Genomic DNA, 21,710 nt, shown 5'->3' with positions numbered 1-21,710 from the left:
CTCAGCGCAGGCCGCGGGTGAGGGTGTCCTGGAGCGCTGTATGGGGTTCGCCCGGCAAGCCTGTGCCGCTGAAGTAAAGCCCCATCTGGGTGCCGTGGTATTCCCAGTAGGCGAAGCTGAGTCCGTGCTCGTCCAGGAGTTCCAGCATGTCGGTGACCCACTGGTCTCCGCCTTTGCCCTCCATCTCAAATGTTTGCCGGACCACGCCAAACTCCATGACCGACATCGGCACGTTGTTGTCGATGCCGAACTGCAGACGTTCCGCCAGCTGGTGGGCCAGATAGTCTTTGCCGCGTTCGAGGAAACCGTTCCCGGCTGCTCCGGGCGACGTGGCGTAAACGTCGAGCTGGAGACCGATCCGCGGGGCCGCGCCGGTTGAGGAGGCAATGTTCTCACCCCGCATGTGGCCCTGGATCCGGTATTTGTTGCCGGGCACCACCTTGAACAGATGTGCGTCGTTGCTCCACCCCGCGATCGCCTCGGCGTCGGCGGAATTGCTAATGGAGAGACTGCCGTTGTCCTGATACCCGCCAGTCTCCCGCGCGAACTCCGGCGGTGCCGCGGCGTCCCCGCCGGACTGCCATTGATGCCAGTCCAGGGTCGCGTCGCTGTCCAGCTGGTCGTTGATGATTTGCCGGATTTCGGTCCCGTCCGGGCCGTACTCGGTCACCGTGATCGCATCGAACCCGGCCGTTCCGCGCATCCCGCCCTGGGCGGTGAGCAGGGGCACCGCCGCTACCGCGTTGCTGTCCTCGATCGCCACGATGCCGCTGTCGTACGCTGCCCAGCCTGACGTGCCGGCCGGCAGGAGGGTAGTTGCGATGCGGCTTTGCGGCAGCAGGACCCGCTCGCCGGTCGAAAGGATCACGTTCGGATCGGGATAGCGGCCGCCGTCCTGGACGGGGCCTTCAATCCAGGACGCGTATTGGTGGGTGTACTTGATCGGCTCGTAAAAATGGAAGTCGTAGACCACGTTGGTGTCGTCAACAAGAAAGTGCTGATCGATTCCGGCCGTTCCGTAGCGCCCGTTGACCCCGTAGATCCCGCCCACTACCAGGAGGTGGTTGCGGTCCTCCGACCGCACCGCGGCCACCAGCTGCCGCGACAGCGCTTTCCACTGTTCCCCCGTGGCATCGGTGGTCACCGGCTCGTTGAGCAGGTCGTAGGCCGCGATGGCCGGTTCATCTTTGTACCGGGCGGCGATCACGCGCCACAGGTCTGCGTTCTGCTGCTGCAGCCGGGGATCGGACCAGATGTCGAAACTGACCTCGTCGCTGGTGGGGTCCAGCCAGAATCCGCCGATCGGGGTATGTAAATCCAGGATCAGGCGCATGTCGTGCTGCCGGGCCCACGCCACGTTTTGGTCCATCCACTCGAAGAAGACCTCCGGGGAGTCGACGTACCAGTTCCCGTCAAAGGCAAACCGAATGCTGTTGAACCCGATATCCTTCGCGCGCTGGAAGTCGGTTTCCGAATGGTGCTGGGATTTAAGGAGCTCAGCCCCGTCCTGATCCCGGTGGTAGAAGTTAGAGAAGTTCACCGCTTTCAGCCTCGTGGGCTCGCCCTTGAGGACGAGGCCGCGACCGGCAGCGGTGACGAACTCCGGAGCCGGATCCTCCGCTGAGGAAGAGTTGCCGCTGCCCCTGGTCAGGGTGCACCCGCCAATGACCAGCAACGGAACCGCCAGCAGCAGCACGGCCACGACCCACCCGGGCACCCGGCGCCGGATTGCAGCCTGCCATGGTCGGCGCAGTTTTTGGTGCTGCACGGGCGGATGGCTGCTCCCGGGCATCCAAGTCTCCCCTCGCTCGGCCCTCAGAGGCTCAGCCTATTCGCCCCGGAAGAAAATGTCTTGGGTCACGTGACAGGTTCTTCATCCTGCTCGACCGGCGGGCGCCTCTACAGCCTGCGGTACATCAGGTGCAGGCCCACGTAGCCCAGGCGCGGGTGCCGGAACGCCTCAGGGATCGTGGCGAGCACCTCGAAGCCCAGGGATTGCCAGGCCCCGACTGCCCGGACGTTGCTCTCCACCACGGCGTTGAACTGCATCGCGCGGAATCCGGCCGCCCGGGCAGTTTCCAGTGAATAGGCGCAGAGCGCGCGGGCCACACCCTTGCCCCCGTGCGCCGGGTGGACCATGTACCCGGCATTGGCAACGTGGCTTCCGCCGCCGCCCTGATTGGCGTGCAGCTCGCCGGTGCCCAGGATGACTCCGTCGAGTTCCCCCTGTCCCGCCGCCACGAACGTCTGGCCCGGGGGCTGCTTGAACCATCGTTCGCGGGCCTGCTCCTCTGTGGTGTCCCGGTCCCAGGTGAAGGTCTCCCCCGCCCGGACGACGGGCTCCAGGATCTCCCAGATCGCCGGCCAATCCGTGCCGGCGGCCGGCCGGATGACCCAGCCCGGGGCCGTGGACTCTGTCTCGTTGCTGGTGCTCACAGCCGCCACGTTAGCAGCACGTCCGGCCCTGTGACCGGCGCCGCCCGCCGGCCGGTGAACCCGCGGGAACTTCAGGAGTAATGTTTTACCGAAATGCAGTTCCGGCAGTGGACGTCCGGACGTGCCCGGCAGGGCCCGTTCCAGAAAGGGGAAGAAGAATGTCGCTGATCCGCCGCGTCGCCTTCCTCTCCCTGCACACCTCGCCCATGGAACAGCCGGGGTCCGGGGATGCCGGCGGCATGAACGTCTACATCCGCGCCCTGGCCGCGGCCCTCGCCGAGACCGGCGTCGAAGTGGAGATCTTCACCCGATCCACGTCCGCTTCGCAGGCCGCCGTCGAACATCCCTCCCCCGGAGTCTGCGTGCATAACGTCCTGGCCGGACCGCCCCGGAAGCTGCCGAAGGAGGAACTGCCGGAACTGCTGCACAGCATGGTGGCCGAAATCGACCGGATCCGGCAGCTTCAGCCGCACGGCCGCTACGACGTGATCCATTCGCACTACTGGGTTTCCGGCGTGGCGGGGCTTGAGCTCGCCGAATTGTGGGGCCTGCCGCTCGTCCACACGATGCACACCATGGCCAAGGTGAAGAACCTGCTGCTCGTCTCCGGGGAGCAACCGGAACCGCGGCGGCGCGAGGACGGCGAACACCGGATTGTCGACGGCGCCACCCGGTTGATCGCCAACACGGGCACCGAGGCGGCGGAACTGGTCTCGCACTACAACGCGGACAACGACAAAATTGACGTGGCCCCGCCCGGCGTGGACCTGGATATCTTCACGCCGGCGTTCCGCAGCCGGGCCCGGGCTGCCCACGGCGTCCCGCCGGGCCGCTTCCATCTGCTGTTCGCCGGCCGGATCCAGCGCTTGAAGGGACCGCAGATCCTGGTCAAGGCCGCCGCCCTGCTGCGGGCCCGGCGCCCGGACATCGACCTGCAGCTGACCATCGTCGGCGCGATCAGCGGATCCAAGGACTTTGACCTGAAGTCGCTGATCAGCGCCGCCGGACTGGACGACGTCGTCACGCACCATCCTCCGGTCAGCGCACCGGAACTTGCCGGCTGGTACCGTTCGGCCGACGTCGTGGTGATGCCGTCCTTCAGCGAATCCTTCGGCCTCGTGGCGCTGGAAGCCCAGGCCTGCGGAACGCCGGTGGTGGCCACCAAGGTGGGCGGGCTGTCCCGTGCCATCTACGACGGCCGGACCGGCCTGCTCGTGGAGGGCCACAAGGCCGCCGACTGGGCCGACGCCCTCGAGGCCCTGTACGACGACCCGGCGACCCGCGAGGACATGGGCCGCGCCGCCTCCCTGCACGCGCAGGAGTTCGGCTGGCAACGCACCGCCGCCATCACACTGGAGAGCTACCACACCGCGTTGAGCCAGTATTTTGGAAACCTGACCATTCCGGTGGGCCACACGCCCTCGCCCGGAACCACAGGCCGGTAACCACCGCCTGCACCCACCGGCCGGAACACCCACCGACGCCACGAGCCAAAGGACAACGATGTCTGAACCCACGATTCCCGGAACCCCCGCCACGCCCGGCCCGGGGACAGCTCCGCTGAGCGACCTGGAGATCGCGCAGCGGGCCACCATGCGGCCGATCGAGGACATCGCCGCCGCAGCCGGGATCAATGCCGAGGCCCTGGACTTCCACGGCCGGTACAAGGCGAAAATCGATCCGGCAAAGCTGACAGGTTCGACGGCGGGCGGCCCGGCGCGTGCCCCCGGCAAGGTGGTGCTGGTCTCCGCGATGTCGCCCACGCCCGCCGGCGAAGGCAAGTCCACCACGACAGTGGGGCTGGCGGACTCCCTGGCCCGCGCCGGCCATAAGGTCATGATCGCGCTGCGTGAACCGTCGCTGGGACCGATCCTAGGCATGAAGGGCGGCGCCACGGGCGGCGGCTACTCCCAGGTGTTGCCGATGGACGAGATCAACCTGCATTTCACCGGGGACTTCCACGCCGTCACCTCGGCGAACAACGCCCTGATGGCCCTCGTGGACAACCACATCTACCAGGGCAACGAGCTGAACATCGACCCGCGGCGGATGACCTTCAAACGGGTCCTGGACATGAACGACCGGGCCCTGCGCGAGGTGGTGATCGGCCTGGGCGGGCCGACCCAGGGCATCCCGCGGCAGGACGGCTTCGACATCACTGTGGCCTCGGAGATCATGGCGGTGTTCTGCCTCGCCACGGACCTCGCCGATCTCCGGGACCGGCTGGGCCGGATCACGTTCGGCTACACCTACGACCGGCAGCCTGTCACGGTCGCCCAGCTGGGGGTCCAGGGCGCCCTGACCATGCTGCTCAAGGACGCCATCAAACCGAACCTGGTGCAGACCATTGCCGGGACCCCTGCTTTGGTCCACGGCGGACCGTTCGCCAACATCGCCCACGGCTGCAATTCCCTGATCGCCACCCAGACCGCCCGCAGCCTGGCGGACATCGTCGTCACGGAGGCCGGTTTCGGCGCCGACCTGGGTGCGGAAAAGTACATGGACATCAAGTCCCGCGTCGCCGACGTGGCTCCGTCCGCCGTCGTCGTCGTGGCGACCATCCGGGCACTGAAGATGCACGGCGGTATCCCCAAGGACCAGCTCAAGGAACCCAACCTGGACGCGCTGGCTGCCGGCGTCGTGAATCTTCAGCGTCATGTGCGCAACGTGGAGAAGTTCGGCATCACGCCGGTGGTGGCAATCAACAAGTTCGCCACAGACACCCAGGCGGAGCTCGACTGGCTGCTGGAGTGGTGCGTTGCCGAGGGCGTCCAGGCCGCCGTGGCCGACGTCTGGGGCCGGGGCGGCGGCGGGGACGGCGGCGACGAACTCGCGGCCAAGGTCGCCGCGGCCATTGATGCGCCGCACACCTTCCGCCACCTGTACCCGCTGGAGATGTCGGTGGAGGACAAGATCCGGACGATTGTGCAGGAGATCTACGGCGCCGACGGCGTTGATTTCTCCGTCCCGGCGCTCAAACGGCTCGCGGAAATCGAGAAGAACGGCTGGTCCGGCTTCCCGGTCTGCATGGCGAAAACCCAGTACTCCTTCAGCGACGACGCCAGCAAACTCGGCGCCCCCAAGGGTTTCACCGTGCACGTCCGCGACCTCATCCCCAAGACCGGCGCCGGCTTCATCGTGGCCCTCACCGGCGCGGTCATGACCATGCCGGGGCTCCCGAAGGTCCCGGCCGCGATGCGCATGGACGTCGACGCCGAAGGCAGCCCCGTCGGCCTCTTCTAGACCCTCCCTCACATCCGGCGCCACGTCAGCCGACGCTCCCTCACATCCGGCGCCACGTCAGTCGACGCTCCCCCACGTCCGGCGTCCGCGCACCTGATCCTCCCTCACGTCCTGCACTGGTCAGGGCGCAACCGTCGGAGCCCGCACTGGCCGCTACTGGCTGATCCTGGACACCTGTGGATAACTCCTGCGCGGTTACCAAAATGGGTTCACAATGCCAGCATGAGAAAGCGAATGGAGCTTCCCGGTCCACTCGGCGCAGCACCCTTCACCATCGCCGATGCCCGGTCGTTGGGAGTACCAAGATCCAGGCTCAAGCAGTCCGACATCAGTCATGTCAGCCGGGGTCTCTACAGGCCCGCTGAATGGAACTTCGAGTTGGAGGATGCGGCTCGCGCGCTGTCCGCCGCCTCCCCGGGGGCCTGGATCTCGCACGTCACGGCCGCCAGACTTCGATGCCAGCTCTTGCCTCCGTGGCTCTCGGACTCTGAGGAGCTGCACCTGAGCAAGCCGCGGGCGCTGCCCGAAGTCCGGCGCAAGGGGATCGTCGGACACACGGTTCTGGCGCTGGACGACGAGGTTGAAACAGCGGACGGCATCCGGATCAGCACGCGTCCCCGCACGTGGCTCGACCTCGGCCGGCGATTGAGCCTGTCCGAATTGGTCTGCATGGGCGACGAGCTCGTTCGGGTTCCGCGGTTCGGGTTGGAGGGACGGAACGAGCCCTTCGCGACCATCGATGGGCTGCGGTCGATGGTGAGCCGCCACCCGAATCTACAGGGAATCGTCCGCGCCCGGGCGGCCCTGGACTTGATGCGAGTGGGATCCGACTCGGCTCCAGAAACACTGCTACGCCTGGCGATGTGCGACGCCGGTCTCCCGGAGCCGGAGCTGCAGCTCCCGCTCCGCCCGGATAGCCCGGGGTCCCCGACTGCGGATCTTGGGTATCGCCGCCGTCGGCTGGCCGTCCAGTACGACGGCGGCCACCACCTGCTGCCAGCCCAGATCTTCAGCGACCGCCGACGTGACAAGGCCTTCGAGTCCGCGGGATGGAACGTACTCGTCCTGACAAAAGACGACCTGGCCGACGGCTTCGAGGGCGCCACCGCCAAGATTAAACGAATCCTCCGCACCGCGTACCTCAGCCCGTCGTCTGCTGCAGGCTTTTCCAGCCCCGTCTGAGGGAGCGATCCTGCGATACCTGCACGACGTGAGGGAGGATCGGGCTAGTAGCGACCAGACGTGAGGGAGCGCCAACCTGGCACGCTCCGGACGCACGACGCTCCCACACCAAAGGTGCGGGAGCGTCGGGGTGGAACGCGCCAAAAGTGCGGGAGCGTCGGAGGGCGGGTTTAGCGCTCCAGGTCGCCGCGGATGAAGGCCTCGACCTTTTCGCGGGCGAGGTCGTCGTTGAACTGCTCCGGCGGGGACTTCATGAAGTAGCTCGAGGCGGAGAGCAGCGGGCCGCCGATGCCGCGGTCCAGGCCGATCTTGGCGGCGCGGATGGCGTCGATGATCACACCGGCGGAGTTGGGTGAGTCCCAGACTTCCAGCTTGTATTCCAGCGACACCGGGGCGTCGCCGAAGTTGCGGCCCTCGAGGCGGACAAAGGCCCACTTGCGGTCGTCAAGCCACTGGACGTAGTCCGACGGGCCGATGTGGACATCCTTGGCGGCCAGCTCGGCCTCCACGTTGGATGTCACGGCCTGGGTCTTGGAGATCTTCTTGGACTCGAGGCGGTCCCGCTCCAGCATGTTCTTGAAGTCCATGTTGCCGCCGACGTTCAGCTGGTACGTGCGGTCCAGGGTCACGCCGCGGTCCTCGAACAGTTTCGCCATGACGCGGTGCGTGATGGTGGCGCCGATCTGGCTCTTGATGTCATCGCCCACAATCGGGACGCCGGCGGCGGTGAACTTGTCCGCCCAGGCCTTGGTGCCGGCGATGAAGACCGGGAGGGCGTTGACGAAGCCCACGCCGGCGTCGATCGCGCACTGGGCGTAGTACTCCGCAGCTTCCTGCGAGCCGACCGGCAGGTAGCAGACCATCACGTCAACGTTGGCGTCCTTGAGCGCCTGGACGACGTCGACCGGCTCCTCCGGGGACTGCTCGATGGTCTCAAGGTAGTACTTGCCGAGCCCGTCGAGGGTCGGGCCGCGCTGGACGGTCACACCGGTCGGCGGGACGTCGGCGATCTTGATGGTGTTGTTTTCGCTGGCCAGGATGGCGGCGGACAGGTCCTGGCCCACCTTCTTGGCGTCGACGTCGAACGCGGCGACGAACTGGACGTCGTTGACGTGGTACTTGCCGAACTCCACGTGCATCAGGCCCGGGATCGTGGCCTGGGGATCGGCGTCCCGGTAGTACTCAACGCCCTGGACCAGCGAAGTGGCACAGTTACCTACGCCGACGATTGCAACACGAATCGGATGTGAAGACACGGAACTCCTTTGGGGACAACTTCTTATGCCCGGTGCGGAAGTACTCTGATGCACGACGGCGGCAGCGGGCACGGCACCGTACGGCGCCATTAGCATTCTAGTCAACGGCGCGGCGGCCTGAGTTGTTCCCGGGCCGCCGCGCCGCCGGTATTACCGGGAGGCGGGGCCAGCTACTTCTGGGCCCACAGGTTGATATCGGACTCGACAGCGAACTCGTCGATCGCTGTCAGCTCCTCCGCGGTGAAGTCGAGGTTGTTGATCGCGGACAGGGTGTCCTCGAGCTGGCGGACACTGGACGCGCCGACCAGTGCGGATGTCACCGGGGCGCCCTTGCCCTGCTCCCGCAGGATCCACGCGATGGCCATCTGCGCCAGGGACTGCCCGCGGCTTTCCGCGATCCGGTGCAGTCCCCGCACGCGGTCCAGCTTGTCCTCGGTGATGCTGTTCTCGTCCAGGGACTTCTCCTGTGCGGCGCGGGAATCGGCCGGGATCCCGTCCAGGTAGCGGTCGGTCAGCATGCCCTGTGCCAGCGGCGAGAACGCGATCGAGCCCGCTCCCACCTGTTCCAGCGCCTCGTAGAGGTTGGGGCTGCCGTTTTCGGTCCAGCGGTTCAGCATGGAGTAGCTGGGCTGGTGGATCAGCAGCGGGGTGCCGAGCTCCTTGAGGATCCGGGCGGCCTCGAGGGTCTGCTCCGGGGTGTAGGAGGAGATGCCTGCGTAGAGGGCCTTCCCGGAGCGGACGGCCTGGTCCAGGGCACCCATGGTCTCTTCCATCGGCGTTTCCGGGTCGGGGCGGTGGCTGTAGAAGATGTCCACGTAGTCCAGGCCCATCCGGTTCAGCGACTGGTCCAGGCTGGCCAGCAGGTACTTCCGGGAGCCCCATTCGCCGAACGGGCCCGGCCACATGTTGTAGCCGGCCTTGGTGGAGATGATGAGTTCGTCGCGGTAGGGGGCGAAGTCATCGCGGAGGTGCCGGCCGAAGTTGGTCTCGGCGGAACCGGCGAGAGGACCGTAGTTGTTGGCCAGGTCGAAGTGGTTGACGCCGAGGTCGAAGGCGCGGCGCAGGATGGCGCGCTGGGTTTCGAAGGGCTTGTCGTCGCCGAAGTTGTGCCACAGGCCGAGCGAAATGGCGGGGAGCTTCAGCCCGCTGCGGCCGACGCGGCGGTAGGGCATGGAGTCATAACGGGTATCTGCTGCAACATAAGTCATACGTAACATCCTGTCTTACTTCGAGATGATGGCGGCACTGTGGCCGGGCAGGTCCAGCTGGCCGCTGTCGAGGCGCACGGCGTCGTCAGTGGCCAGTGCGATCGAGGCGCCGGCCACAGCGAGCCGGCGCGGTTCGGCGGAGAAGTTCATCGCGACCTCCACGCTGCCGCGACGCAGCCGGAGCCAGCGGTCGGCCTCGCTGAAGGCCACCGCAGTGTCCTCGAAGCCCAGACCGGACAGCTCCGGCGTCGCACGGCGCAACGCGATGAGCCGGCGGTACAGGTCAAGCAGGCGGGCGTGGTCGCCGTCCGCGGCTTCTGCCCAATTGAGCCGGGAACGGGTGAAGGTTTCCGGGTCCTGCGGGTCCGGCACGACGGCGGGGTCCCAGCCCATCCGTTCGAACTCCTTGATCCGGCCCTCCGCAGTGGCCCGGCCGAGTTCCGGCTCCGGATGCGAGGTGAAGAACTGCCACGGCGTGGTGGCACCGTATTCCTCGCCCATGAACAGCATCGGCGTGAACGGTGAGGTCAGGGTTGCGACGGCGGCCAGCGCCAGCTGCCCGTACCCCAGCGTCTGGGACAGCCGGTCGCCGGTGGCCCGGTTGCCGATCTGGTCATGGTTCTGGCTGCAGACCACCAGCGCCGCCGGGTGGACCGCGGCCGTGTTGATGGGCCGGCCGTGGTGGCGACCGCGGAAGCTGGAGTAGCTGCCGTCATGGAAGAACCCGTCAACCAGGACCTTCGCCAGGGCCTCGAGGGATTCGAAGTCAGCGTAGTAGCCCGTGGCCTCGCCGCTGACGTTGACGTGCACGGCATGGTGGAAGTCGTCGCTCCACTGCCCCGCCAGTCCGTAGCCGTTGACGTCCCGCGGGTAGAGCAGGCGCGGGTCGTTGAGGTCCGACTCGGCGATCATGGTGGCGGGGCGGCCGGTTTCGGCAGAGATTCCGTCCGCGAGCGCACCGAACTCCTCCAGCAGGTGCACGGCCCGCTCGTCCTTGAAGGCGTGCACCGCGTCGAGCCGGAGCCCGTCCACGTGGTAATCCCGCAGCCACATGGCGGCGTTCTCGAGGATGTAGGCGCGCACGACGTCGGAACCGGGGCCGTCGAGGTTCACCGAGTCGCCCCAGGTGTTGCCCTCCCCCGATTTCAGGTATGGCCCGAAGCGCGGAAGGTAGTTCCCGCTGGGGCCGAGGTGGTTGTAGACCACGTCCTGAATGACGCCCAGCCCGGCGGCATGGGCCGCGTCCACGAAGCGCTGGTAGGCGGCGGGTCCGCCGTAGCCTTCGTGCACGGCGTACCAGAGGACACCGTCGTAACCCCAGTTGTGGGTGCCGTTGAAGCCGTTCACCGGCAGCAGCTCCACGAAATCGACGCCGAGGTCCACCAAGTAGTCGAGCTTCCCGGCGGCCGCGTCCAGCGTTCCCTCGGGGGTGAACGTCCCCACGTGCAGTTCGTAGATCACCGCTCCCTGCAGCCCGCGCCCCTGCCACTGCCCGTCCGACCACTCGTGGTTGCCGGCGTCGAAGGTCCGCGACAGGGCGTGGACACCGGCAGGCTGCCGCCGGGACCGGGGGTCCGGCAGCGGTGTGGTGTCCCCGTCGATCAGGTAGCCGTAGTCAACGTCCCCGGCGGCGGGGGCGTCCGGGGCGGTCCACCAGCCACCTGTGCCGTCCGGACTTGCTGTGCCGTCCGGACTTGCAGGGCTGTCGGTCCGGCGCATCGGGTACTCCCGGCCGCCGGCGAGCAGGGTGACGGCCTGGGCGTCCGGCGCCCAGACGTTGAAGCGTTCGGTTCCGTGTGCAGGCAAGGTCATGGCATTCTTCCGTTCCCCGGGGGTCGGTGGGTCAGTCGGTGCGGTCAGGAGGTGGGCACCAGCAGCGCCACCGGGTAGTCACGCAGGATGTCGGCAAGCCGGACGGGGCCGGCGTCGAACGTGGTTCCCGTCAGTTCGTCCGTCATGTCCACGGACAGTTCGACGGCGGTGTCCTGCCAGCCGCCCTGCTGCTCCAGTCCGCGGGGCAGCCGGGTGGCGAGCGTGACGGCGCCTGCGCCGGCGGCACTGCCGCGGTCAAAGCCGATGAGGTGCCCGGCGGCCGCCCCGGTTGCGGCAACGGGCCGGTAGCCCGTGAACAGCTCCGGACGGTCGCGGCGCAGGCGCAGGGCTCGCGAGGTCACCAGGAGCTTCGCGGCGTCGTCGGTGTACGACGCCGGGCGGTCGCCGGCGTCGAGCGCGGCCAGGGCCGCGCGCCGCGCACCGTAGTCGAACGGCCGCCGGTTGTCCGGATCGGTCAGCGAGCGGTCCCAGAACTCGGTGCCCTGGTAGACGTCCGGGACGCCCGGCATGGTCAGCTGTACGAGCTTGGCGCCGAGCGAATTGATGGCGCCATACGTCGCCAGGAGCTCCACGAGAGACTCCAGTTCCGCCCGGACGGCAGGGTTGTCGAAGGCCGCGTCGACGGCGGCGGCCAGCTTCTCCTCGAAGGCGGCGTCCGGGTCCAGCCAGTCGGTGGAGTTGCCGGCCTCCCGGGCGGCCTTCTGCGCATACGACTGGAGCCGGTCACGGTCCGCGGGCCAGGCACCGGCGATCGCCTGCCACAGCAGGTTGGCGAGCGGCCCGTCGGGCAGCGGCGCCAGTTCCTGCAGCCGGGCCAGGGCGGCCTTCCAGTCCCCCGCCACCTCAGCGAGCACGGAAATCCGCGCACGGGTGTCCTCGCTGCGTTTGGTGTCGTGGGTGCTCAGTGTGGTCATGGACAGCGGGATCTCGGCCTGGCGGCGCGCCATCCGGTGATGGAACTCCTCCGGCGCGACCGAGAACTCGGTGGGATCGGCCCCGACCTCCGTCAGGGTGCCGAGCCGGGTGTAGCGGAAGAACGCGGTGTCCTCCACGCCCTTGGCCATGACCATGCCGGAGGTCTGCTGGAAGCGGCGTCCCAGTTCGGCGCCCGGTTCCGGGCCGGCGTCGAGGAGCAGCGGCAGCAGCAGTCCGACGGCGTCCGCCAGCTCCGGACGGCGCCGGACGGCAAGTTCGCACGCTTCCTTCAGCACGTCGGCGCCTTCGGGAAGGTAGCTGCGGTACACCGGGAAGGCGGCGATGATCTCGGAGAGGGCATCGGCGGCCGCTTCCACCGTGAGTCCCGTGCCGGACGGCACCAGCCGCGCCAGCCGGAGCATCTCGGAGTGGAGGATCCCGTCCGTGATCCGGCGCTTGGTGCCCCGGATCATGTCCTCGTAGTCCGCCGCCTGGCCGCCACGCAGCTCGGCGTCGAGGGCGTCCAGGGCTTCCTGCCCGGCGGGATCGACGAAGAGCCGGTCCACGTCTGCGAGGGCGTCGTAGCCGGTGGTGCCCTCGCAGTCGAAACTCTCCGGAAGGACCTCACCGGGTTCGAGGATCTTTTCGATCAGCAGGTAGCTGCCGCCCGTGACCTCGCGGAGCAGGCGCAGGTACCCCTCCGGATCGGCCAGGCCGTCCGGGTGGTCGATCCGGAGTCCGTCCACCAGGCCTTCGCGGAACCAGCGGACAATCTCGGCGTGGGCTTCGTCGAAGACCTCGGGGAGCTCCACCCGGATGCCGGCCAGGCTGTTGACGGCGAAGAACCGGCGGTAGTTCAGCTCGTTGTCGGCCCGGCGCCAGCCGACCAGCTCGTAGTGCTGCCGGTCGTGGACCGCGCGCGGGTCGTCCGCAGTGGGGTCACCTGCGGTATAGCTTCCCTCGGCCAGCGGGAAGCGGTGGTCGTAGTACCGCAGCTCCCCGTCCCGGATTTCCAGCGCGTCGACGTCGGAGTCGGATCCCAGCACGGGGATCCGGATCCGGCCGCCGCCGAAGTCCCAGTCGACGTCGAACGCCTGGGCGTAGCGGGACTGCTGTCCTTCCTTGAGCAGCGACCACCACCACGGGTTCTGGATGGGGGTGGCAACGCCGACATGGTTGGGCACGATGTCGACGAGCACGCCCATGCCGGCCTCACGGGCCGCCCGCGCCGCGGCGGCCAGACCCTCGGGGCCGCCGCGGTCCGGGTCGATCGCGGAGGGGTCGGTCACGTCATAGCCGTGGTCCGAGCCCTTCTCCGCGGTGAGGATCGGCGAGAGGTAGATCCAGTCCACGCCGAGCGACTTCAGGTAGGGCACGGTCTCGGCGGCATCCTGGAGGGTGAAGCCGGGCCGGATCTGCAGCCGGTAAGTGGAGACCGGAGTCCTCATTTGGCGGCAGCCTTCGAGACGGCTTCGGCGGCCTCGTCCTGGGCCTCCACCATTTCCTCTAGTGCGTCCTCGTGCTCGGCCATCGAGGCCAGTGATGCGGCCGCGGAGTAGTCCACCTCCACCTCGGGGCCGGAGTGAGCCCGGAGCACCACCATGGACTTGGCTGCCAGTTTCAGCACCGAGCCCGCCTTGATCGGCTTCTCGGTGTCGGCCTGGTCCGCGGTGTCCACCAGTACATCCCAGAAGGGCGAGTACTCCTCGGCCGGCAGGCAGAAGTCCACGCTGTCGTCATGGGCGTTGAAGGCCAGCAGGAAGCTGTCGTCGGTGATCCGGCGGCCGCGGGAGTCCTGCTCCTGGATGCCGTGGCCGTTGAGGAACACGCCGATCGTCCGGCCGAAGCCGCTGCCCCAGTCCTCGGGCAGCATTCCGGTGCCGTCGGTCTTCAGCCAGACGATGTCCGGCAGTTTCTCGCCCTCACCGCGGACCACCGGCCGGCCGTCGAAGAAGCGGCTGCGGCGGAACGTCGGGTGGTCGTGGCGGATCTTGTTGACGAACGCGGTGAACTCCACCAGCGGCTGGTCCATTGCGTCCCAGTGGATCCAGCTCAGCTCGGAGTCCTGGCAATAGGTGTTGTTGTTGCCCTGCTGGGTGCGGCCCAGCTCGTCACCGTGCAGCAGCATGGGGACACCCTGCGAGAGCAACAGGGTGGCGATGAAGTTGCGCTGCTGGCGGGCGCGGAGGGTCAGGACCTCGTCGTTGTCCGTGTCCCCCTCCTCGCCGCAGTTCCAGGACCGGTTGTGGGATTCGCCGTCGTTGTTGCCCTCGCCGTTGGCGTCGTTGTGCTTCTCGTTGTAGGAGACCAGGTCGCGCATGGTGAAGCCGTCGTGGGCCGTGACGAAGTTGATCGACGCCACGGGGCGCCGCGCAGAGCTTTCGTACAGGTCCGCGGAGCCGGTCAGGCGGGAGGCGAATTCGCCCAGGGTGGAGGGCTCTCCGCGCCAGAAGTCGCGGACCGTGTCGCGGTACTTGCCGTTCCATTCGGTCCACTGCGGCGGGAAGTTGCCCACCTGGTATCCGCCCGGGCCGATGTCCCAGGGCTCGGCGATCAGTTTGACCTGGGAGACGATCGGGTCCTGCTGGATGAGTTCGAAGAAGGTGGAGAGCTTGTCCACGTCGTAGAACTCGCGGGCCAGCGTGGAGGCAAGGTCGAAGCGGAAGCCGTCGACGTGCATCTCCGTCACCCAGTACCGCAGGGAATCCATCAGCAGCTGGAGCGAGTGCGGGTGCCGGACGTTCAGGGAATTTCCGGTGCCCGTGTAGTCCATGTAGTGCTTCATGTCGTCGTCGACCAGCCGGTAGTAGGCCTGGTTGTCGATGCCCTTGAAGGAAAGTGTGGGCCCGAGGTGGTTGCCTTCGGCGGTGTGGTTGTAGACCACATCCAGGATCACTTCGATGCCGGCCCGGTGCAGGTCGCGGACCATGGCCTTGAACTCCTGGACCTGGTGCCCCACATCGCCGGAGGAGCTGTAGGTGTTCTGCGGGGCGAAGAAGCCGATGGTGTTGTAGCCCCAGTAGTTGTTGAGGCCCTTCTCCTGGAGCGTGCCGTCGTTGACGAACTGGTGGACGGGCATAAGTTCGATCGCGGTGACGCCGAGCTTCTTCAGGTGCTCGATCACGGCCGGGTGCGCGACGCCGGCATAGGTGCCGCGCTGCTCGTCCGGGACCTCCGGGTGCAGTTCCGTCAGGCCCTTGACGTGGGCCTCGTAGATGACCGACTGGTGGTAGGGGATCCGCAGTTGGCGGTCGCCGTCCCATTCGAAGAAGGGGTTGATCACCACGCCGTGCATGGTGTGGGGCGCCGAGTCGGCGTCGTTCCGGGAGTCAGGGTCGCCGAATTCATAGGTGAACAGCGCCGGGTCCCAGTCGATCTGGCCCTGGACGGCCTTGGCGTAGGGATCCATCAGCAGCTTGTTGGGGTTGAAGCGGTTGCCGTGCTCCGGCTCGTACGGCCCGTGGACCCGGTACCCGTACTTCTGGCCGGGCTGGACCTGCGGCAGGTAGCAGTGCCACACGTAGCCGTCCACTTCGGTCAGCTCGATCCGCGTCTCGCTCAGGTCATCCGCGAGGAGGCACAGCTCTACGCGTTCGGCACGCTCGCTGAACAGGGCAAAATTGGTGCCGGTGCCGTCAAAAGTGGCTCCCAGCGGGTAAGCCGTTCCGGGCCAGACTTCCATGTGTACTCCTCGTGCGTGGCGAAATTTCTCTAGACAGACTACTTGTAAGCAGGGTTACTAATTGACTCGGCGCACTGAACGCCCGGATTTGTTACACCGTCGTCATGACCTCCCGCACGGATGTCGCCACGTCCGACGCCGCCACCGGCCCGCCGCCCGAGGCGAGGGTTCCGGCCCGGCCATGGACGCTGGCGGCCAGCGCTGCGATGCCCGCCCAGCGGTCATCGCCGCGGATGCCGAAGGACGCTTGGGTTTCGGGGCTGCCGGCCAGCTGCGCGAGCAGGGCTCCCAGGATCCCGGCCAGGACGTCCCCGCTGCCGGCCGCGGCCAGCCAGGGAGTGGCTTCGGCCTGGCTGAAGACGGTACCCGAGGGGGCGGCGACGAGCGTGGTGGCGCCCTTGAGGAGGACGGTGGCCCCGGTCAGTTCACTGGCCTGCCGGACGGCCGCGAGCGTGGCGTTCTCCACGCCGTCGCGGCCGGGGTCCGTGCCGTACCGCGCCAGCAACGCGGCCAGTTCGCCGGCATGCGGTGTCAGCACGAACCGCGGGGCGAGCGCGCGGGGCAGGGCCGGCAGAGCGCCGGCATCGGCCACCACCGGCAGCCCGGTGGCTGCGGCGTCGCGGACGCGCTCCAGCTGCTCGTGGGCTTCCTCGTCAAGCCCCGGGCCCAGGAGCCAGGCCTGGACGTGGGCATCCGCGGGACTGCCGGTGCCGCAGACGACTTCGGGGCAGGAGCGGCGGACCAGGTCGGCGACGTCCGGGGGTCCAAGGTAGCGCACCATGCCCACGCCGGCGGCCAGCGCGCCGTGGCAGGCGAGAACCGCCGCGCCGGGGTACCGCTGCGAGCCGGCCACCACGCCCAGGACGCCGCGGGAGTATTTGTGGGAGCGCCGTCCGGGATGCGGGAGCAGCAATTGCAGATCCGCCGCCTCGAAGCGGCGCAGGGCCGGCTCCGGGAGGGCGGCCTCGATGCCGATCGGAATCACCTGGACGCGGCCGGCGAAGTCCGCGCCCGGGTCGGCCAGCAGGCCCGCCTTGGCCGCCCCGAACGTCACGGTCAGGTCCGCGCGGAGAACAGGGGTATGGGCTTCTCCGGTGTCGGCGTCCACACCGCTGGGAATGTCGCAGGCCACCACGAGTCCGGGCCGGGAGCGTCCCAGCGCCTCGATCAGCTCCGCCGCAGGGCCCCGGAGTCCGCCCTGCGCGCCAGTTCCCAGCACCGCGTCAATGACGACGCCGGACTGTGCGGCGGCCGCCGCTGCGCCGGCGATGGTGTCCGGCGTCAGGCGGATCACCCGGCCGCCGGCTTTTGCCAGGGCCGCGAGTCCTTGCGGGTGGGCCTCCCCCGCGGCGAGGACCGCCGTCGTCCGCATGCCGCGGCGGGCCAGCATGGCGGCCGCGAACAGCCCGTCCCCGCCGTTGTTGCCCTTGCCGGCGAGGACCGTGACGCTGGCGCCGTAGAGGCGCTGGCCGCGGGACCGCAGTTCGCGGACCACGGCGTTGGCCAGCCCGTGGGCTGCCCTTTGCATAAGAACAGCGCCCACACCTTTATCCAGGAAAGGCTTCTCAGCCTCTCGTATCTGGGTTCCGGTGTAGGCGCTGATCATGGTTTCAGTCCATTCGCGGTGCAGTCTGCGGGATGTCCGGGTCTGGTCAGGCAGGTGGAGTTCAGCCCTCGGCGATGACCGTTGCGGTGGCAATGCCGCCGTCGTGGCTCATCGAGAGGTGCCAGCGCTTGACGCCCTTTGACTCCGCCACGGCCAGCACCGTGCCTTTGACCTGGACGGTGGGCCCGTTTTCGTCAAGACCGATCCAGCAGTCCTGCCAGTTCATGCCTGCCGGAGCGCCGAGGACCTTCGCCACGGCTTCCTTGGCGGCGAACCGGGCAGCCAGGGACCGCGTGTTCAGTTCGCGTTCCGCGGGGACGAACAGCCGGTCGCGCAGCCCGGGGGTGCGCTCCAGCTGCCGGCCGAACCGGTCAATGTCTACGACGTCTACGCCAATGCCAACGATCATGGCGTTATTCTACGGTCACGCTCTTGGCCAGGTTGCGAGGCTGGTCCACGTCGTAGCCTTTGGCGGATGCCAGGGCGAGGGCAAAGATCTGCAGCGGGACCGTGCTGAGCAGCGGGGCCAGCAGCGTCGGGGTTTCGGGGATGTAGAAGACGTGCTCGGCGTAGGCCTTGACGGCTTCGTCCCCCTCCTCCGCGATCACGATCGTCCGGGCGCCGCGGGCCCGGACTTCCTGGATGTTGGAGACAACCTTGGCGTGCAGCGAGTCGCGGCCGCGGGGTGAGGGAACCACCACGAAGACGGGCTGGCCCTCCTCGATCAGCGCAATCGGACCGTGCTTGAGTTCACCGGCGGCGAAGCCCTCGGCGTGGATGTAGGCGAGCTCCTTGAGCTTGAGCGCGCCCTCCATGGCCACCGGGAAGCCGACGTGGCGGCCCAGGAACAGCACGGACTTGGCGTCCGCCATGGACCGGCCGAGTTCCTTGATCTGGTCTTCGTTGTCGAGGACCTGCTGGATCTTGGCGGGGATCTTGTTGAGGTCCGCCAGGATGTCCTTGATCTCGCCCTGGAACTTGTTGCCGCGCAGCTGGGCAAGGTAGAGGCCCAGGAGGTAGGCGGCGGTGATCTGCGCCAGGAAGGCCTTGGTGGAGGCGACGGCGATTTCCGGGCCGGCGTGGGTGTAGAGCACCGCATCGGATTCGCGCGGGATCGTGGAGCCGTTGGTGTTGCAGATGGAAACCGTCTTAGCGCCCTGTTCCTTGGCGTAACGGACGGCCATCAGGGTGTCCATGGTCTCGCCGGACTGGGAGATCGAGACGATCAGGGTGTTCTCGTCCACGATCGGGTCGCGGTAGCGGAATTCGTGGGAGAGCTCCACCTCTGTGGGAATCCGGCACCAGCGTTCGATCGCGTACTTGGCGACCTGCCCGGCATAGGCGGAGGTTCCGCAGGCGAGGACGATGATCTTGCTGACGCTCTTGAGCAGTTCCGGGTCAATCCGGAGTTCGTCGAGGGTCAGGCGGCCGTTGATGTCCGAGCGGCCCAGAAGGGTCTGCAGGACGGCGTCCGGCTGGTCGTGGATTTCCTTTTCCATGAAGGACGGGAAGCCGCCCTTTTCCGCGGAGGCCGGGTCCCAGTTGACGTGGTATTCCTTGCCTTCGGCCGGGGCGCCGTAGAAGTCCGTGATTTCCACGGTGTCGGCGGTGATCGTCACGATCTGGTCCTGGCCGAGTTCGACGGCGCGGCGTGTGTAGTCGATGAAGCCGGAGACGTCGGAGCCGAGGAAGTTCTCGCCGTCACCGAGCCCGACGACGAGCGGGGAGTTGCGGCGGGCCGCCACGACGACGTCGGGCTGGTCCGCGTGCACGGCGAGGAGGGTGAAGGCGCCTTCGAGTCGCTGGCAGGCGAGCTGCATGGCCTTGGTGAGGCCGCCGTTGGCGGAGTCGCCCCCGAGCTGGTTGCGGTAGATGTCGGCCAGCAGCGCGGCCGCGACCTCGGTGTCGGTTTCGGACAGGAACGTCACGCCCTTGCGGGTGAGTTCCAGCTTGAGTTCGGCGAAGTTTTCGATGATGCCGTTGTGGATCACGGCCAGCTTGCCGTCATCGGCGAGATGCGGGTGGGCGTTCTGGTCCGTCGGTCCGCCGTGGGTGGCCCAGCGGGTGTGGCCGATGCCGGTCAGCGATTCCGGGAGGGGGTTGGCGTCGAGTTCGGCAATGAGGTTGCTCAGTTTGCCCGACTTCTTGCGGGACGAAATGGTTCCGTCGGCTACCACTGCGATGCCCGCAGAGTCGTACCCCCGGTACTCCAGTCGCCGCAGTCCTTCAAGGACAACGTCCAAGGCATTGTGTCCAGTATTTACCCGGCCAGCGGAGTGGCCCACATATCCAACGATTCCACACATGGACTCAAGCCTAGCGGGTTTCCCCGGCAGCCGACGTCGAATCCGCGTTAGTAACACGCCGTCCGCCGCCCCGCGGGGGCAGTACGGGGCGGCCCCATTTCGCTCTCGGCCCGGCGGAGGGCAGAATCTCTAGGGTGACTTTGCAACGCAATGAAGCGAACGGCGACGGCGTCTCCCCGTTCGTGGAGCTGGACCGGCAGACCTGGTCCCGGCTCGCTGCCCAGATGGAGCAGCCCCTCAACCAGGAGGACGTACTCCGTCTCCGCGGCCTCGGCGATCCCCTTGATATGAAGGAAATCCGCGAGGTTTACCTGCCCCTGTCCCGGTTGTTGCACCTGTATGTCGAGGCGGCAGGCCAGCTCCATGCAGCAACCACCACCTTCCTGGGCGAGCAGACCCAGAGGACGCCGTTCGTGATCGGCGTCGCCGGCTCGGTGGCCGTGGGCAAGTCGACCATCGCCCGTGTGCTGCGCGAGATGCTCCGCCGGTGGCCCGGGACGCCCAATGTTGAGCTCATCACCACGGACGGCTTCCTGTACCCGCTGGCGGAACTCAAGCGGCGGCAACTGCTGGAGCGCAAGGGGTTCCCCGAATCCTATGACCGCCGCTCGCTGCTCCGTTTTGTGAGCGAAATCAAAGGCGGCGCCGAGGAAGTCCGGGCGCCGTGGTACTCCCACGTGACCTATGACATCGTCCCGGGGAAGGAAGTGGTGGTGCGCCGCCCCGACGTGCTGATCGTCGAGGGGCTGAACGTCCTGGCACCGGCCCGCCCGCGGCATGACGGCCGGCAGGGCCTGGCGTTGAGTGACTTCTTCGATTTTTCCATCTATGTTGATGCCAAAACGTCCTACATCGAGGAGTGGTACGTGGACCGCTTCCGCAAACTCCGCACCACGGCGTTCGCCCAGCCGGAGTCCTACTTCCACCGTTACGCCACGCTCTCGGACGCCGAGGCGGAAGAGACGGCCCGTGAGATCTGGAAGCGCATCAACGAACCCAACCTTGAGGAGAACGTGCTTCCCACCCGCGGCCGGGCGCAGCTGGTCCTCACCAAGGACGCCGACCATTCCATCCGCCGCATGCTGCTGCGCAAGGTCTAGCACACGTGTGCCACGACGGGTCAGGTGAGCATCCGGAGGCACCGGAACCAGCCAATCCCACCGCCAGCCGGCGGGCCTTCAGCCGCCTGCTGCTGGCAGGCACGGGCCTCGCAGCCCTGAGCGCCTGCGCCCCCGAAGCCGCCCGGCCGACCCCGTCCGCGGCCGCAGCTGCGTCAGCGGCCGCGACGTCGGCGCCCGTCACCGCGACGCCGTCCGCCACGGCCACCACCACCGCACCGCCAGCTGCGTCCGTGCCGGCCAGTCCCGCGGCAACGGCGCCGGAGACCGCACCGCCCGCACGCTCCACCGTCAAACCCCGGCACTCGCTTACCGACCCGGCGAGTCCCTGGGTGGTGGTGAACAAACACCGTCCGCTGACCCCTGCCGCCTACGTGCCGGCCGCCCTCGTCCAGCCACGCGTGCGCCTGGCCACGTCCGGTGAAGCCGCCCTGCTCAACAGCACGACGGCGGCCGCGGCAGAGAAGATGTTCGCGGCCGCAGCCGGGGCCGGCGTCACCATGACGCTGGCCAGCGGCTACCGGTCCTTCGCGACCCAGACCTCGACGTACAACGGCTATGTGAACTCCCGGGGACAGGCTGCAGCCGATACGGCGTCAGCCCGGCCTGGCCACTCCGAGCACCAGACCGGCTGGTCCTTCGACATCGGCGACGGCGGAGGGGCCTGCAGCTTCCAGCCCTGCTTCGCCGATCAGCCCGCGGCGGCCTGGGCCAAGGCCAACGGCCACCGGTTCGGCTTCGTGGTGCGCTACCCGTGGATGCTTCACGACATCACGGGGTACTACTACGAGCCCTGGCACCTGCGCTATGTCGGCGTGGAAGCGGCGGGTGAGATGAAGGCGCGGGGAATCACGACGCTCGAGCAATACTTCGGTCTTGAGGCGGCGCCGGCGTACCGGTAGCGGCACTGAACCAGGAGCAACAG

Annotated in this window: 15 protein-coding genes; 5 read left to right on the top strand and 10 right to left on the bottom strand. The window is 67.7% G+C overall.

The window, feature by feature from the left end; translation table 11 throughout:
• Position 1 precedes the first annotated feature (1 nt).
• Both ASE96_RS02320 and ASE96_RS02315 read right to left on the bottom strand, forming a co-directional pair.
• A complete protein-coding gene (locus ASE96_RS02320) occupies positions 2-1,768 on the bottom strand; it encodes a glycoside hydrolase family 5 protein (RefSeq protein ID WP_162238809.1) in 1,767 nt (588 codons plus the stop codon).
• 131 nt (positions 1,769-1,899) lie between these two features.
• Positions 1,900-2,436 (bottom strand): GNAT family N-acetyltransferase, encoded by a 537-nt coding sequence (locus ASE96_RS02315; RefSeq protein WP_056425376.1) that lies wholly within the window; start codon positions 2,434-2,436, stop codon positions 1,900-1,902.
• A 158-nt stretch (positions 2,437-2,594) separates the two neighbouring features.
• On the opposite strand from ASE96_RS02315, the gene mshA reads away from it, so the two are divergent.
• The 3 genes from mshA (at position 2,595) to ASE96_RS02300 (ending at position 6,861) form a co-directional block, all read left to right on the top strand.
• On the top strand, positions 2,595-3,881 hold the full coding sequence (gene mshA / locus ASE96_RS02310) for a D-inositol-3-phosphate glycosyltransferase (RefSeq protein ID WP_056425371.1): 1,287 nt from the start codon (positions 2,595-2,597) through the stop codon (positions 3,879-3,881).
• Between the two features lie 58 nt (positions 3,882-3,939).
• Positions 3,940-5,679, top strand: coding sequence for a formate--tetrahydrofolate ligase (locus ASE96_RS02305; protein WP_056425369.1), 1,740 nt, complete (start codon positions 3,940-3,942; stop codon positions 5,677-5,679).
• Between the two features lie 222 nt (positions 5,680-5,901).
• Positions 5,902-6,861 carry a DUF559 domain-containing protein gene (locus ASE96_RS02300; RefSeq protein WP_056425366.1) on the top strand — a complete coding sequence of 320 codons (960 nt, stop codon included), beginning with the start codon at positions 5,902-5,904 and terminating at the stop codon, positions 6,859-6,861.
• 170 nt (positions 6,862-7,031) lie between these two features.
• Here the strand turns inward: ASE96_RS02300 and ASE96_RS02295 are convergent, their stop codons facing one another.
• The 8 genes from ASE96_RS02295 to glmS form a co-directional block, all read right to left on the bottom strand.
• Complete coding sequence (locus ASE96_RS02295; protein ID WP_056425363.1) at positions 7,032-8,117, bottom strand: inositol-3-phosphate synthase; 1,086 nt, start codon at positions 8,115-8,117, stop codon at positions 7,032-7,034.
• Between the two features lie 170 nt (positions 8,118-8,287).
• Complete coding sequence (gene mgrA / locus ASE96_RS02290) at positions 8,288-9,325, bottom strand: L-glyceraldehyde 3-phosphate reductase (protein ID WP_056425360.1); 1,038 nt, start codon at positions 9,323-9,325, stop codon at positions 8,288-8,290.
• 15 nt (positions 9,326-9,340) lie between these two features.
• The gene (gene treZ / locus ASE96_RS02285) at positions 9,341-11,137 is read right to left on the bottom strand and encodes a malto-oligosyltrehalose trehalohydrolase (RefSeq protein ID WP_056425357.1); all 1,797 of its coding nucleotides are present in this window, start codon (positions 11,135-11,137) and stop codon (positions 9,341-9,343) included.
• Positions 11,138-11,181: 44 nt separating this feature from the next.
• Complete coding sequence (gene treY, locus ASE96_RS02280) at positions 11,182-13,521, bottom strand: malto-oligosyltrehalose synthase (RefSeq protein WP_056425354.1); 2,340 nt, start codon at positions 13,519-13,521, stop codon at positions 11,182-11,184.
• Positions 13,518-15,755 carry a glycogen debranching protein GlgX gene (glgX, locus tag ASE96_RS02275; protein WP_056425351.1) on the bottom strand — a complete coding sequence of 746 codons (2,238 nt, stop codon included), beginning with the start codon at positions 15,753-15,755 and terminating at the stop codon, positions 13,518-13,520. The genes treY and glgX overlap by 4 nt, the downstream gene beginning before the upstream one ends.
• Positions 15,756-15,846: 91 nt before the next feature.
• The gene (locus tag ASE96_RS02270) at positions 15,847-17,361 is read right to left on the bottom strand and encodes an NAD(P)H-hydrate epimerase (RefSeq protein WP_082492527.1); all 1,515 of its coding nucleotides are present in this window, start codon (positions 17,359-17,361) and stop codon (positions 15,847-15,849) included.
• Between the two features lie 61 nt (positions 17,362-17,422).
• Complete coding sequence (locus ASE96_RS02265) at positions 17,423-17,770, bottom strand: holo-ACP synthase (protein WP_056425346.1); 348 nt, start codon at positions 17,768-17,770, stop codon at positions 17,423-17,425.
• A gap of 4 nt (positions 17,771-17,774) precedes the next feature.
• Positions 17,775-19,667, bottom strand: coding sequence for a glutamine--fructose-6-phosphate transaminase (isomerizing) (gene glmS, locus ASE96_RS02260; protein ID WP_056425343.1), 1,893 nt, complete (start codon positions 19,665-19,667; stop codon positions 17,775-17,777).
• Between the two features lie 134 nt (positions 19,668-19,801).
• On the opposite strand from glmS, the gene coaA reads away from it, so the two are divergent.
• Both coaA and ASE96_RS02250 read left to right on the top strand, forming a co-directional pair.
• Positions 19,802-20,767 carry a type I pantothenate kinase gene (gene coaA / locus ASE96_RS02255; protein WP_082492526.1) on the top strand — a complete coding sequence of 322 codons (966 nt, stop codon included), beginning with the start codon at positions 19,802-19,804 and terminating at the stop codon, positions 20,765-20,767.
• Between the two features lie 5 nt (positions 20,768-20,772).
• Entirely contained in the window at positions 20,773-21,687 is a 915-nt protein-coding gene (locus ASE96_RS02250; protein WP_056425340.1) for a M15 family metallopeptidase, read from the top strand.
• Positions 21,688-21,710 lie beyond the last annotated feature (23 nt).

The sequence above is a fragment of the Arthrobacter sp. Leaf69 genome, from assembly GCF_001422645.1.
Lineage (GTDB): Bacteria > Actinomycetota > Actinomycetes > Actinomycetales > Micrococcaceae > Arthrobacter.
The sequence above is the reverse complement of the archived record's forward strand: the minus strand, read 5'-3'. Positions and strand labels throughout refer to the sequence as shown.